This is a genomic window from Streptosporangium longisporum, from assembly GCF_039534895.1.
Lineage (GTDB): Bacteria > Actinomycetota > Actinomycetes > Streptosporangiales > Streptosporangiaceae > Streptosporangium > Streptosporangium longisporum.
On record NZ_BAAAWD010000006.1, the window covers coordinates 1,488,995 to 1,503,311 of the forward strand.

Sequence of the window (14,317 nt, forward strand, 5' to 3'; positions counted from 1 at the left end):
CGCCCATCGCTTACGGAGTGCTTACGCCCGCCCCAGGGCCGCGACGTAGTGTCTGGGCCATGACGACGATCGCAGAGGAAGTGCTTCTGCTCGCGTACGGCGAGCAGGACGGAAAGCAGCTCATCGGCTCCACGGAGCTGAACGCCGCGCTCGGTGGCGCGTTGCTGGGCGAGCTCGCCGTCGCCGGGCGGATCGACCTCGCCGACAAGAAGGCGACCGTCCGCGACGCGACCCCCCTGGGCGACGAGGAGCTGGACGGGCCGCTGGCGCGGATGGCGGCGGAGACCAAGGCGCGCAAGCCCGAGTGGTGGGTGCAGAAGCTCCAGACCGACAAGCTCCGCAAGCGCCTGCTGTCCCGCCTGGCGGAGCGGGGCGTGCTGGACGAGGAGCGGCACAAGGTGCTGGGGATCTTCCCGAGCACGCGTTACCCCGAGCGCGATCCGCGTGTCGAGCTGGAGATCCGCGAGCGGGTGCGGGACGTGCTGTCGGGTGCCGTCCCGGACGAGCGGGTCACGGTGCTGATCGCGATCCTGCACGCGGCCAAGATCGACCGCAAGGCGTTCCCCGACGCGAGCAAGGAGCGGATCAAGGAGATCGTCGAGGGCGGATGGGCCGGCAAGGCGGTCTCCGACACCATCGCCGCCGTCAACGCCGCCGTGATGACGGCCGTGATCGCCAGCGCCGTGGTCACCACCACGACCAGCTGAGACCGGCCCCTCGGCCGCTCTCCCCACCGGACCCACACCGGCTCCCACCGGACCCCCGACGGCCCGGCCTCACCCGCCGGGCGGATCACCCGCCCGGCGGAAGGCCTACGCGGAAGGCCTACTTGGGGAGGACGTCCTTGGGGACCGCCTTGTCCTGGGCCAGCGCCTCGAACATGCGCAGGGCCTTCTCCCGGTCCCACTTGATGACGTCCTGGCCGTCGATGGTGGGCAGGGAACCGATCGGGACGACCGTGGTGACCGGGTTGTCGCCCATGGCCAGGCCGAGGGAGAGCAGGTTGAACACCCCGGTCTCCTCGCCCACGGACACCGAGTCGGCCGCGCTCAGCGCGAGCGGGACGGACGTGAAGGGGTTGATCAGGACGCCCGGGCTGGCGGCCTTCTTCACCACCGCCGAGAAGAACTGGCGCTGGCGCTGGGTCCGGTCCAGGTCGGGAAGGTCACCGGTGGCGCGGGTGCGGACGTAGCCGAGGGCCGTCCCGCCGTCCATGACCTGCCGGCCCTTCTTCAGGTCGATCCCGGCCTTGGGGTCCTTGATGGCCTGCTTGACGTCGATCTCCACGCCGCCGATGGCGTCGACGATGCCGACGAAGCCGCCGAACCCGATCTCCATGTAGTGGTCGAGCCGCAGCCCGGTGACCTTCTCCACGGTCCTGGCCAGCAGCTTGGGCCCGCCGTCCTGGAAGGCGTAGGCCGCGTTGAGCTTGTTGCTGCCGTGGCCGTCGATCGGCACGTAGGAGTCCCGCGGGAGGCTGACCAGGGTCGGGCGGCCGTCCCCGTCGGGGATGTGCAGCAGCATCATCGTGTCGGTACGGCGACCCACCGCCTTGCCGGTGGCGAGCTTCTTGCGCTGGGCCGCGGTCAGGCCCGCCCTGCTGTCGGAGCCGACCAGCAGCCAGTTGGTGCCCGGGGTGTCGGCGGGACGTCCCTCGTAGTCGCCGAGCGCGTCGATCGTGACCAGCCGCGAGCTGACCACGAAGTACCCGCCGACGGCCAGGACCAGCAGCACGACGACCACACCGGCCAGGATCCGCACCGCGAGCCGTCCGGGACGCTTGGGCCGCCAGCCTGACACGCGCGATCCTCCCTGACCTGCCGGACCTTCCGGACCTCCCGGGCCTCCCGCCCGCGGGCCCGCGGGCGCCGGGACGCCGGGGGCCGGGGCCGAGGACGACTTCAACGGCCTGACCGGGCTGGAACCCGGCCTGGCCTTGCCGTACACCCGCGAGCTTCCCCGGGGACGCGGCACCTGTTCGGGTGCCTCCTGCCCGGTGGACGCCTCACGGCCGGAGGCCCCGCGCCGCGGCGCCGTCACCTCCTGGAGGGGCGACGCCGGCCCGCCTCGCGAGGGAGGGGCGGGCCGTCCGGCCGCTCCCTGCGGCACGGACCCCGGCGTGGGCGATCGCAGCGCACGAGTGCGATCGTCGTCTTCGGGCCTGTCAGCCACGTCGTGTCCCGCCACTTCTCGATCTTTGGTGAAAACGTCATTATCGACGCTACGTCGTGGCTCACGCGCATGCCGCCGGGTCACCAAGGTTTCCTTATGCAAAAGTACTCATAGGGGTGGTTAGCCACCAATAATGCGATCGACAGCCGATCCGGAAACATCAAGGCCCACCCGGATCGTTACGGTAGAGGACTACCTCTGCTCGAAAGGATGATCGTGTCCACTGCGGACCCGTGGAGTACCTGCCCGTGCACGCGCACGGGACCCGCTGAACCGGTCGGGAGCATCCTCCGGTGAACACGGCTCTGGGCCTGCTGGCCGTACTTCTCCTCACTCTCGCCACCGGTTACTTCGTCGCCCAGGAGTTCGCCTTCGTCGCGGCGGACCGCGGCGTGCTCCGCGAGCAGGCCGACGCCGGGGACGCCGCCGCCGCACGGGCGCTGGTGGTGACCGGGCGCCTGTCGTTCATGCTGTCCGGCGCGCAGCTCGGCATCACCGTCACCGCCCTGCTGGTCGGCTTCATCGCCGAACCCGCGATCGCCTCCGTCATCCGCCCCTGGCTGGAGAGCGCCGGCGTGCCGCCGGGGGCCGTACCCGGCATCGCCGTTGCGCTGGCTGTCGCGGTCGCCACCGTCATCCAGATGGTCCTGGGCGAGCTGGCCCCCAAGAACCTCGGCATCGCCCGTCCGGAGCCGGTGGCGAAGTTCCTGGCCCGATCGACGATGATCTACCTGCGGATCGCCGGGCCGGTCATCCGGCTGTTCGACTCCGCCGCCACCGGCCTGCTGCGCCTGGTCGGCGTGGAGCCGGTGGAGGAGATCGAGCACGGCGCCAGCCCCGAGGAGCTCTCCCGGATCATCTCCGACTCCGCCATGGCCGGTGACCTGCCGCCGCGGCTGTCGGACCTGCTGAAGCGCGCGCTGGAGTTCGGCGACCGCACCGCGGAGGACGTGATGGTGCCCCGCCCGCGCGTCGTGCTGCTGAGGGACGAGCGGCCCATCTCCGACCTGATCGAGGCCGTGCGCACCCACGGCCACTCGCGCTACCCGGTGCTGTGCAGCCGGAACGGCGACGACGTGGTGGGGGTCACCGGCGTACGCGAGCTGCTGAGGTCCGGGCTGACCGAGGGCACGCTGGAGAAGATCACCCGATCCGCGCTCCTGGTGCCCACCTCCCTGCCGCTGCCCGTGGTGCTGGAGCGCATGCGCGTCGCCCGTGACGACCTGGCGTGCGTCATCGACGAGTACGGCGGCCTGGCCGGAGTGGTCACGGTCGAGGACCTCGCCGAGGAGCTCGTCGGCGAGCTCATCGACGAGAACGACCCCGAACCGGCCGGGGTCGTGGCCGGCGAGGAGGGCACCTGGGACCTGCCCGGGACGCTCCGGCTGGACGAGATCGAGCGGGCCATCGGCCTGCAGCTGCCCGAGAGCGACGACTACGACACCGCCGCGGGCCTGGTGCTCGCCACCCTCGGCCGGATGGCCGAGCCGGGCGACCGGGTGACCGTGACGCTGACCGTGCAGAACGACCCGCTGGAGAACGACAGGGCCGACGAGCAGGACGCGGTGCTGACGGTCCTGTCGGTGCACCGCAGGGTCCCCGAGTGGGTACGGCTCTCGCTGGCCCCGCCCGCCGGGGACGACGACACCGGGACGGACGCGGCGGAGGGAACGGCGACGGACGCCGGCAGAGACGGCGAGGCGATGACATCCGGGCCACGGATGATCGAACGCGGTCCCGAGGCGCCCATGATCGAGCGGAGCGGGGGGAGGCGACGATGAGCACCACGGCGGCACTGCTGCTGGGCGTGGCCCTGCTGATCGGCAACGCCTTCTTCGTGGCCGCCGAGTTCGCGGTCATCTCCGCCCGCAGGCACCGCCTGGAGGAGCTGGCGGCCAAGGGGGGCCGGCTGACCCGGATCACGGCCCGCGCCGCCGTACGCGGCGGCAGGGAGCTCTCGCTGATGCTGGCGGGGGCTCAGCTCGGCATCACGCTCTGCTCGCTCGGGCTGGGCATGGTGACCGAGCCCGCCATCGAGCACCTGCTGGAGCCGGTCTTCGCCGCGGTCGGCGTACCCGAGTCGCTCCAGGTGCCCATCTCGCTGGTGATCGCGCTGGCCCTCGTCACCTTCCTGCACATGGTCGTCGGAGAGATGGCGCCCAAGTCGTGGGCGCTGACCCACCCGGAGACCGCGGCGATGGGCCTGGCCCTGCCGTTCCGGGGGTTCACCTGGGTCGTCCGTCCGGTGCTCGCCACGCTCAACGGCCTGACCAACCAGATCCTGCGGCTGTTCGGGGTGCATCCCAAGGACGAGCTGGCCACCACCAGGACCCCGGTCCAGCTGGCGATGCTGGTCGGGGAGTCGGGCCGGATGGGCCTGCTCGACCGCGACGAGCACGACCTGCTCACCCGGGCCCTGCGGGTCCACCAGCAGCCCGTCGAACGGCTGATGCTGCCGCTGGCGGAGACCACCTCGGTGCCCGCCGACGCGACCGGGGCGCACATGCGCGAGGTCGCCGCCCGCGACGGGCACCTGCGCATGCTCGTCACCTCCGGCCGCCCGGGTGACGTGCTGGGCGTGGTGCACGTCAGGGACGTCCTGGTCCGTCCCGAGGCGACTCCCGCCGAGCTCGCCCGCCCGGTGCCCCGCCTGGCGGCGGGCACCACGATTCCCGACGCGGTCTCGGCCCTCCAGGACGCCCGTGCCCACCTGGGACTCGTCACCGACGGCGGCGGTGAGGTGATCGGCATGGTGAGCCTCACGGACCTGCTCGGCGAGATCCTGGACGTACGGGCGCTCACGGCCCGATAGCGGGCTTTCCCTTCCACCGTGGTGACGGGCCGCCGAGACGGCGGCCCGTCACCACACTGTTTTTCGTACCGTTCCCGCTGCCCCGACCGTGGCCATGGTGGTGGAGGCGGCCGGCCGCCATGTCCACGGCCATGTCCACGGCCACGTCTGCGTCTGCGTCTGCGTCACGGCGAGGCTCCCCGGAGTGAGCCCTCCGTCCCGGATCCCGGTGAACGATTCCCGGGACCATGATTCCGTCCCCTCATGGTGTGGCGCGGAAAATACGAAATCCTGCGATTGATCTCCATTTTCCCTTACCGGATATGTAGCGGACGGATACGCACATCGGGGTTCCCCGCGCATGTCGTACGACGGAAACGACGCCACTCATCAGTATGATCCGAATTAATTGCGCATCGTCGACAATGCGCGTGGACGGGAAAAATCAAAAGAAAAGAACAGAATCATGGTAAACAAAAGACCTTCCTTCTCCGTACCACGAAAGATCCCGTCCCCCTGGTGGAACGGGATCGTCGCGATCGCCGTCGCGGTGGGAACCCTGGCGGCGGCACCGCACGCCGCGCACGCCGCGGAGCCGGTGGAGCTGGGGACGGCCGGCGCGTTCGCGGTCCTGGGGGCCAGCACGGTCACCAACACCGGCGCGACCGTGCTCACCGGTGATCTCGGGGTGAGCCCCGGCACGGCCATCACCGGTTTCCCGCCGGGCACCGTCAGCGGCACCGTCCACGCCGGTGACACGGCCGCCGCCCAGGCCCAGGCCGACCTCACCGTCGCCTACGACGACGCCGCCGCCCAGCCCTCCGACGCCGTCATCCCCACCGAGCTGGGCGGCACCACCGTCACCCCCGGCACCTACACCTCCGCGGCCGGCACCTTCGGCATCACCGGGCAGCTCACCCTGGACGCCCAGGGCGACCCGAACGCGATCTTCATCTTCAAGGCCGCCTCCACCCTCATCACCGCCTCCGCCAGCACGGTCACCCTCACCGGCGGCGCGCAGGCGTGCAACGTGTTCTGGCTGGTGGGCAGCTCGGCCACGCTGGGCGCGAGCTCCGACCTCTCGGGCACCGTCCTCGCCCTGGCCTCGATCACCGCTGGCGCCGGCGTGACCGTCGACGGCCGCCTGCTGGCCCGCAACGGAGCCGTCACCCTCGACTCCGACACCGTCACCGTGTCGCAGTGCGCGGTCGATCCGCCGAGGACGACCACCACCACGGTGAACTCGTCGTGCGCGATGACGCAGCAGGGCCCGATCACCTTCACCGCGACGGTGAGATCTTCGAGCGCGGTTGTTCCCTCCGGGCCGGTCGAGTTCTTCGCCGACGGGGTCAGCCTCGGTACCGCCCAGCTCGACGCCACGGGTCACGCCGACCTGACCGTGAGCGGCCTCGCCGAGGGCGCACGCCAGATCACGGCCGTCTTCCCGGGTACGGACGCGCTCGATCCGAGCACGTCGGCGGTGTTCACGCAGGACGTGGACGCCAGTGGTTTCTGCCTGGTACCGGCGTGCGGACAGGCGGGCGGACAGGCGGTCCGCCGCGGCCTCCAGACGAGGTCGTCCGTTCCCCGGCGAAACACCTGACCGGAATACGACACGGCCCTGCCCGGACGTCCGCCACGGCTCCCGCACCCCACGCGAGCACCCCGGCCCCGGCCTCGGCCGGGACGACGCATTTCAAAGCCTCTCCGGGTGGCTCCACGGTGGCCACCGATCAGGCATTGCGGACATCGTCTCCGCGAGCCGCCGAGCAACATGGAAACGAAATGAATTCTCATCGAGACAGATTCATCGCGGTCTCGCGTCCCGGCAGGGGCGCTCGGCTCCTGGGTATCGCGGTCGCCGCGATCGGGACCTTTCTCGCCGCACCGGAAACGGCGGCGGCGAACTCCTCCGGCGAAAAAGCGGGCATTATCGGTTCCGGCCGGTTCGACGGCTTCGGAAGAACGACCGCGGCATGCGGGCGAGGGTTCCACCCGTACCATCCTCAGGCGGATGTGAAGGGTCACTGCCGGAAGCGGTGCTGTGGTCCTCGTCGATGCGGAAGAAAGTGCTGCGCGTGCGCACGCGGCCCGCGTGTCTGTGATTCGTGCCATCCGCGCTGGACGCGGGAACGACGTGGACCACGAGGCGAGACGGGCCCTGAGGGCCCCGCCGGTCCCGCGGGCTCGGACGGTGCGCCGGGCCCCGCGGGGCCCGCAGGGCCGGAAGGTCCGACCGGCCCCGTCGGCCCTGTCGGTCCCGTGGGTCCGGCAGGGCCGGGGGCTGCCCTGATGGGACCGCCGGGTCCGATGGGGCCCACCGGCCGTATGGGTCCCACCGGCCCTTTGGGCAAGTCCGGACCGGTCGGCAGGACAGGACCGGCGGGCAGGATGCTGCCGGGCGCCGGCGATCGGGGTGAGCGGGGCCATGGCGGTCCCATGGGGCCGGTAGGCCCGAAGGGCGCGGTGGGCACCATCGGTCCGGCAGGTCCAGCGGGTGCCACAGGACCAGCGGGTGCCACAGGCCCGGCAGGACCGGCCGGTGCCACCGGCACCACGGGGGCCACGGGGGCCACGGGGGCCACGGGGGCCACGGGGGCCACGGGGGCCACGGGCCTGCGAGGCCCGGCGGGAGCGACGGGTGCGAAAGGTGCCACGGGCGCGACCGGCCCCACGGGCACGACGGGTGCGACGGGACCGGCGGGACCGGCGGGCCTGCGAGGCCCGGTGGGTGCGACAGGACCCACCGGCCTGCGAGGCCTGGTGGGTGCCACGGGTGCGACCGGCTCACAGGGCCCGGCGGGCGTCACCGGCCTCCAGGGGCCGAGGGGCCTGACCGGACCTGCGGGAACGACGGGTGCCACCGGCCCGGCGGGACCGACGGGCCTGGCAGGAGCGACGGGCTCGACCGGGCCCGCAGGGGCCGCCGGGCCGACGGGCGCCACCGGCCTGACCGGACCCACAGGTCTGACAGGACCGGTAGGTGCCACCGGCCTCCAGGGACCGAGAGGCCTGACCGGACCCGCCGGATCGACAGGAGCCACAGGCCTGACGGGAGCGACAGGACCGGCGGGTGCCATCGGCCTTCAGGGACCGATCGGCCTCACCGGACCCACAGGGCCTGCGGGACCCGTGGGAGCGACCGGCCTGACCGGCCCCGAAGGAGCGACCGGCCTCACCGGACCGGCGGGACCCGAGGGAGCCACCGGTCTCCAGGGAGCGACCGGCCTGACCGGAGCTGCGGGACCCGAAGGGCCGACCGGACCCGAAGGACCCGCGGGCGCCACCGGCCTCACCGGACCCGCAGGACCCGAGGGGGCCACCGGTCTCCAGGGAGCGACCGGCCTGACCGGAGCTGCGGGACCCGAAGGGCCGACCGGACCCGAAGGACCCGCGGGCGCCACCGGCCTCACCGGACCGGCGGGACCCGAAGGAGCCACCGGCCCTCAAGGACCGACCGGCCTGACCGGACCGGCGGGACCCGAAGGGCCGACCGGACCCGCGGGCGCCACCGGCCTCACGGGCCTGACCGGCCTCACCGGACCGGCGGGACCCGCGGGACCCATCGGCCCGGTCGGAGAGACGGTGTGCGCCGACGACACGTGGGGCATCATCGGTCGCGAGACGCTGGGGGACCCCAGCGCGGTCTACCGCACCGGCCCGTACGCCCGCACGGATCCCACCGTTTCCGCCGCCGACGTGCCACCGCCCTACGGCAGCGGCAGCATCGGCATCATCGTCGACGACGAACCCGACGAGATCGCCTTCGGGAACGAGACCGACTTCGCGGAGCTGCCGGTCGGGGACATCACCACCCTGAGGTACTGGGTGTTCGCGGGCACCGACTCCATGGCGGACGTGTCGTTGCCCTCCCTGACCATCGAGGCCGACCCCAACGTGGGGACGACGGACGTCACCAAGCTGATCTACCTGCCGGAGGCGTCCACCGCCCCGTCGGCTCCGGCGACGCCGACGGTCAACACCTGGCAGCAGTACGACGCCGGTGCCGCCGGTAGCGCCTGGTACGCCACCGGGGCGACGGGCACCCTGATCGCCTGTACCCAGGCCACCCCGTGCACGTTCGACGAGCTCAAGGCCAGGCTGCCGGACGCGGTGATCACTTTCAGCCTGGGGTTCGCCAGCACGGACGGCCCCTTCATCGGGGCGATCGACGGGCTTCAGGTGAACAACACCGTCTACGACTTCGAGTTCCTCGGGACGCGCAAGACGGTCGCGACGACATGACGGCGACATGACGGAACGGAGCGCCGGAACGGCCCGGCAGGCTCACGGGCCGTTCCACCGCTCCGTCCGCTCCACCGCACCCGCGAAAGACCGGCTCATCCGCGAAAGACCGGCCCGCCCGCAGAACGCCCGCCCGTGAAAGACCGGCCCGCCCGCGACAGGCCGGCTCACCGTCCCGGGAGGACCCCGCAGACGGGCCCGGCGTACGAGGGCACCGAGAGCGATCACCCTCGCGGGTAAAGCGCTCGGACAGACCGGCCCACCGGACGGCACGTCGTCGGTGTGACGGTGCGATCGGGTGCTACAACGAGATCAACCGGCCGCCGGGCTCCGCGGTCATCGGAGCCTTTCCCGGTGACGCCACTCGTGGGTGAGGGACGCATGAGGATTTCCGTCTCGGTGCCGCCGCGACGTACCGGCGCTTCGAGACCGACCGGGCTCCGCCCTCCCACCGGGGTGGTCCCGGCGTTGATGATCGTGCTCCTGGTCCCCCTCCTGATCACGTTCGCCGCCGCGCGGCCCGGTCTGAGCGTCGCGGAGCCGGTGGAGCTGGGGACGGCCGGCGCGTTCGCGGTCCTGGGGGCCAGCACGGTCACCAACACCGGCGCGACCGTGCTCACCGGTGATCTCGGGGTGAGCCCCGGCACGGCCATCACCGGTTTCCCGCCGGGCACCGTCAGCGGCACCGTCCACGCCGGTGACACGGCCGCCGCCCAGGCCCAGGCCGACCTCACCGTCGCCTACGACGACGCCGCCGCCCAGCCCTCCGACGCCGTCATCCCCACCGAGCTGGGCGGCACCACCGTCACCCCCGGCACCTACACCTCCGCGGCCGGCACCTTCGGCATCACCGGGCAGCTCACCCTGGACGCCCAGGGCGACCCGGACGCGGTCTTCATCTTCAAGACCGCGTCCACCCTCATCACCGCCTCCGCCGGCACGGTCACCCTCGTCGGCGGCGCCCGGGCACGTAACGTGTTCTGGCTGGTGGGCAGCTCGGCCACACTGGGCACCGGCTCGGACCTCGCGGGTACCGTCCTCGCGCTGACCTCGATCACCGCCACCACCGGCGTGACCGTCGACGGCCGCCTGCTGGCCCGCAACGGAGCCGTCACCCTCGACACCGGCACCGTCACCGCCCCCGCCGCCCCCGCCCCCGGCCCCCTGTCCATCAGCGTGCCTGCGGCAGCGGACCTGGGATCCGTGACGGCCGGGCGGAGCGGCCCGTCGAACAATCTGGGCGAGGTGACCGTGACCGACGAGCGCGGCGCCTCACCCGCCACCTGGGTGGTGACCGTCGGCTCGACGGACTTCACCACCGGCGAGGGCACCGAGTCCGAGACGATTCCCGGGGAACTCGTCGGATACTCGCCGGGCGCGGCCACGCGGACCACCGGCGACGCGACCTTCACCCCCGGGACCGCCGGTGACCTGGGCTCCGAGCGCGTGGCCTTCTCCGCCTCCGACGGCATCGGGAACAACTCGGCCACCTGGGACCCCACGATCACCGTGACGCTGCCGGTGGGGGTGGTCACCGGGATCTACACCGCCACCATCACCCACTCGGTCGCCTGACGGGCGGGGGTCGCGCCGAGGTCGTGCGGGGATGTTCACCCGGTGTCGTCGTTCCGTTATGCATCATGCCCCTCGCCAGGGGCATACGGCTTGCAGTCGATCAATGAGGAAGTGTGGACATGACAGTTACCGGCATCATCACCGCCATCGTCATCGGTGCCATCATCGGCATTCTGGGACGGCTGGTCGTCCCCGGTAAGCAGAACATCCCGATCTGGCTGACCATCGTGATCGGTATCGTGGCGGCCCTGCTCGGGTCCTTCCTCGCCAACGCCCTGGGAGTCGGTGACACCAGGGGCATCGACTGGATCGAGATCGTCATCCAGGTCGCCCTCGCCGCCGCCGGCGTCGCCCTCGTGGCCGGCATGTACGGCAGGCGCGGCGTCCGCTGACCGCTCGGCGTACGTCCCGGGAGGAATCCGGGGTGAACCGGAGAGATCCGGGGCGAGCGTGCGCCGGCGTGCCGTGACGTGTGGCGGTCGCGGCCCGGATCCCGGGCCGCGACCGCCGGCGTCGTGGGACGGGGCGGCCGGTCGACGAGGCCCGGCGGGCCCGCGGTTCGTCACGGCTCTCAGCCGTCAGCGTAATAAACGGCGCAAGTCACGCGAAAGCCGTCTGCAAGCGGGTCCGGATAGATCTTGCTCGTGCACAGACACCCTGAAAGACCCTGGAAAACAAGGAAGCCCCGGCTCTTGCGAACCGAGGCCTTCTTTCGTCACTGTGGACCCACCCGTTTCACCGGTGGATCCTGGTGGGCGAGGAGGGATTTGAACCCTCACGTCCTTTCGGACACACGGACCTGAACCGTGCGCGTCTGCCGTTCCGCCACCCGCCCTTGTTGGGTGCGGTCGAAACATTAGCACGGATCAGCCGTTACCCATGAACCCGGATACGATCCTCCTAGATGCCAGAGCGGAGCAGCGGGTGCGAGAGAGCGAGGACGAGTCGACAAGCCCCCGAGCGACCGCGACCACATAGACGGAGGAGGGGAGGTACCCGGTGGGAGTCCTTCAGCGTTTCGAGCGGAGGCTCGAAGGCTTGGTCGAAGGCGCCTTTGCGCGGGCGTTCAAATCTGACCTTCAGCCGGTAGAGGTCGCCAGTGCGGTCCAACGCGAGATGGACGAGCGGGCGGCGATCGTCGCCCAGGGGCGCACCCTGGTGCCCAACGACTTCGTGGTCGAGCTGTCCACGACCGACAGTGAGCGCCTGGAGGTCTACGCCGACAGCATCAGTCACGAGCTGGCCAACCTCGCCAGGGAGTACGCCAAGGAACAGGGATACTCCTTCGTGGGGCCGGTCAGGGTCCGTTTCGAGATGGCCGACGACCTCGCGGTCGGCCTGTTCCGCATCCGCTCCGGCGTGATCCGCGGCGCGACGGTCGAGCAGGACGAGATCCGCACACCGGTGAGCGACGTGCCCCCCGGGAAGCGGCAGGCTTTTCAGGGCCGTCCCCGCCTGCTGGTCTCCACCCAGGACGACCCGCAGGGCCAGCGGTCCTTCGACCTCACGACCCCGGTGACCCTGCTCGGCAGGGGCACCGACTGTGATCTACGGCTGGTCGATCCGGGTGTGTCCCGGCACCACGCCGAGCTGCGAGTGGAGGGCCCCCAGGTCGCGCTGGTCGATCTCGGCTCCACGAACGGCACCTTCGTCAACGGCCAGCCGGTTCGCCGGGTCGAGCTCCAGAACGGCACTCGTGTCACGCTGGGGCGCACGACTCTGGTTTTCCGGCGCGATTAAAGGTAAACAGACGGTCCATGTCCGAGCTCACGCTGCTGCTGATCCGGCTCGCCTTCCTCGCGGTGCTGTGGTTCTTCGTGATTGCCGCGGTCGGTGTGATCCGGACAGACTTGTTCGGTTCGCGCACGGCCGTCGCCGTCCCCGCGCGCAAGGCCCCCAAGCCGGTGAAACCCGCGGCCAAATCCAAGAAGGGGGAACCACGCCAGATGGTCGTCATCGGTGGTCCCCTCCAAGGCACCACCATCGATCTCACGGAGACGCCCATCACCATCGGCCGGGCGAACGACGCGACGCTGGTAGTCAGCGACGACTACGCCTCCAGCCGGCACGCCCGGCTCTTCCCCCAGGACGGTCAGTGGATCGTGGAAGATCTCGGCTCCACCAACGGCACGTATCTCGACCGCTCCAAAGTCACCCGTCCGACTCCGGTGCCGCTCGGTGTTCCGATCCGCATCGGTAAGACCGTCATCGAATTGCGCAAATGACCATCGCACTCCGTTACGCCGCCCGCTCAGACGTCGGCCTCCTCCGCGAAGGCAACGAGGACTCCGCCTACGCCAGCGGCCGCCTGCTCGCCGTCGCGGACGGCATGGGCGGCCACGCACACGGTGAGGTGGCCAGCTCGGTCGCCATCGCCGCGATGTCCTCGCTCGACGTGGACGCGCAGGGAGGTGACCTGCTCAGCGCCATCGAGGCGGCGGTACGCGACGCGAACCGCAGGCTGCACGAGATGGTGGGCCGGGATCCCAGCCTCAAGGGCATGGGCACCACCCTGACCGCCATGCTCTGGTCCGGTACGAGGGTCGCCCTGGTCCACGTCGGCGACTCCCGGGCCTACCTGCTGCGCGCGGGTGAGCTCTACCAGATCACCCACGACCACACCCTGGTGCAGTCGCTGGTGGACGACGGCCGGATCACCCAGGACGAGGCCGCCACCCACCCGCAGCGCTCGATCCTGCTGCGGGCGCTCGACGGCAGCGGCGAGGTCGACCCCGACCTGTCCCTGCGCGAGGCCCAGATCGGCGACCGCTACCTGCTGTGCTCCGACGGCCTGTCCGGGGTGGTCAGCGCGGAGACCCTGCACCACACGCTCTCCACGATCGAGGATCCCGAGGGGGTGGTGCGGGCCCTGATCGACCTGGCCAACCGGGGCGGCGGTCCCGACAACATCACCTGCGTCGTGGCCGACGTGCTGGAGGTCGACGAGGGTTTCACGCCGCGTACCGAGGCCGCCGTGGTCGGCGCCGCCGGTTCCGGCGGGGCGCCGTCCGAACCGCCGGACACCCCTGCCGGCCGTGCCGCCGGGGCGGTCACCATGCCGCAGCCGGTGATCTCCGACGACGACCCCGACGAGCCGATCATCAGGGCCGCGGCCCGGCCCGTCCGACGCCGCCGGATGTGGCCCCTGCTGGCCGCGGCCGGCGGCGTCGTCGTGCTCGGGAGCGGCTTAGGCTGGTACTTCGGCAGCCAGTGGCTGGAGGACCAGTACTTCGTAGGGGCCAGGGGTAACGAGATCGTGGTTTTTCAGGGCGTGAAGACCAACGTCGGCCCCTTCGAGCTGTTCGACGTGGCCAAGAGCACCACGGAGTCGGTCTCGGCCCTTGGCGCGTTCCAGCAGGGTCAGGTGCGCGACGGCATCCCGGTGGCCGGGGTCGAGGCGGGCCTGAAGAAGATCGAGGAGCTCAAGACGACCGCCGCCGGATCCGGCGGCGCGAAGAAGCCGAGCGCCACACCCAGCGCCTCGGCGTCGCCCACACCCGTGAGAACCCCCGAATCCACGAGGTCACAGTAGAG

General features: G+C 71.3%; 11 protein-coding genes and 1 tRNA gene. 10 read left to right on the forward strand and 2 right to left on the reverse strand.

Annotated elements, in window-relative coordinates; genetic code table 11:
- Window positions 1–59: 59 nt before the first annotated feature.
- Window positions 60–707: a GOLPH3/VPS74 family protein gene (locus ABD832_RS10930; protein ID WP_344892174.1), complete on the forward strand. Its 648-nt coding sequence runs from the start codon at window positions 60–62 to the stop codon at window positions 705–707.
- Between the two features lie 118 nt (window positions 708–825).
- Here ABD832_RS10930 and ABD832_RS10935 read toward each other — a convergent pair whose 3' ends face one another.
- Window positions 826–1,800, reverse strand: a complete 975-nt coding sequence (locus tag ABD832_RS10935; RefSeq protein ID WP_344892177.1) for an LCP family protein — start codon at window positions 1,798–1,800, stop codon at window positions 826–828.
- 665 nt (window positions 1,801–2,465) lie between these two features.
- On the opposite strand from ABD832_RS10935, the gene ABD832_RS10940 reads away from it, so the two are divergent.
- The 6 genes from ABD832_RS10940 (at window position 2,466) to ABD832_RS10965 (ending at window position 11,175) form a co-directional block, all read left to right on the forward strand.
- Window positions 2,466–3,953 carry a hemolysin family protein gene (locus ABD832_RS10940; RefSeq protein WP_344892179.1) on the forward strand — a complete coding sequence of 496 codons (1,488 nt, stop codon included), beginning with the start codon at window positions 2,466–2,468 and terminating at the stop codon, window positions 3,951–3,953.
- Entirely contained in the window at window positions 3,950–4,984 is a 1,035-nt protein-coding gene (locus tag ABD832_RS10945) for a hemolysin family protein (protein ID WP_344892181.1), read from the forward strand. Before ABD832_RS10940 ends, ABD832_RS10945 begins: the two co-directional genes overlap by 4 nt.
- A gap of 445 nt (window positions 4,985–5,429) precedes the next feature.
- The gene (locus tag ABD832_RS10950; protein ID WP_344892183.1) at window positions 5,430–6,566 is read left to right on the forward strand and encodes an ice-binding family protein; all 1,137 of its coding nucleotides are present in this window, start codon (window positions 5,430–5,432) and stop codon (window positions 6,564–6,566) included.
- Window positions 6,567–8,548: 1,982 nt separating this feature from the next.
- On the forward strand, window positions 8,549–9,208 hold the full coding sequence (locus ABD832_RS10955) for a hypothetical protein (RefSeq protein WP_344892185.1): 660 nt from the start codon (window positions 8,549–8,551) through the stop codon (window positions 9,206–9,208).
- 381 nt (window positions 9,209–9,589) lie between these two features.
- Window positions 9,590–10,783 carry an ice-binding family protein gene (locus tag ABD832_RS10960; RefSeq protein ID WP_344892188.1) on the forward strand — a complete coding sequence of 398 codons (1,194 nt, stop codon included), beginning with the start codon at window positions 9,590–9,592 and terminating at the stop codon, window positions 10,781–10,783.
- Window positions 10,784–10,902: 119 nt separating this feature from the next.
- Window positions 10,903–11,175, forward strand: a complete 273-nt coding sequence (locus tag ABD832_RS10965) for a GlsB/YeaQ/YmgE family stress response membrane protein (protein ID WP_344893429.1) — start codon at window positions 10,903–10,905, stop codon at window positions 11,173–11,175.
- Between the two features lie 357 nt (window positions 11,176–11,532).
- Here the strand turns inward: ABD832_RS10965 and ABD832_RS10970 are convergent.
- Window positions 11,533–11,618, reverse strand: a tRNA-Leu gene (locus tag ABD832_RS10970).
- A gap of 164 nt (window positions 11,619–11,782) precedes the next feature.
- Between ABD832_RS10970 and ABD832_RS10975 the strand changes: the two genes are divergently transcribed.
- The 3 genes from ABD832_RS10975 to ABD832_RS10985 are packed head-to-tail and all read left to right on the forward strand — an operon-like array spanning window position 11,783 to window position 14,315.
- Window positions 11,783–12,523, forward strand: a complete 741-nt coding sequence (locus ABD832_RS10975) for an FHA domain-containing protein (protein WP_344892191.1) — start codon at window positions 11,783–11,785, stop codon at window positions 12,521–12,523.
- A gap of 17 nt (window positions 12,524–12,540) precedes the next feature.
- Window positions 12,541–13,008: an FHA domain-containing protein FhaB/FipA gene (locus ABD832_RS10980; RefSeq protein ID WP_344892194.1), complete on the forward strand. Its 468-nt coding sequence runs from the start codon at window positions 12,541–12,543 to the stop codon at window positions 13,006–13,008.
- Window positions 13,005–14,315: a PP2C family protein-serine/threonine phosphatase gene (locus ABD832_RS10985; RefSeq protein WP_344892197.1), complete on the forward strand. Its 1,311-nt coding sequence runs from the start codon at window positions 13,005–13,007 to the stop codon at window positions 14,313–14,315. The genes ABD832_RS10980 and ABD832_RS10985 overlap by 4 nt, the downstream gene beginning before the upstream one ends.
- Window positions 14,316–14,317 lie beyond the last annotated feature (2 nt).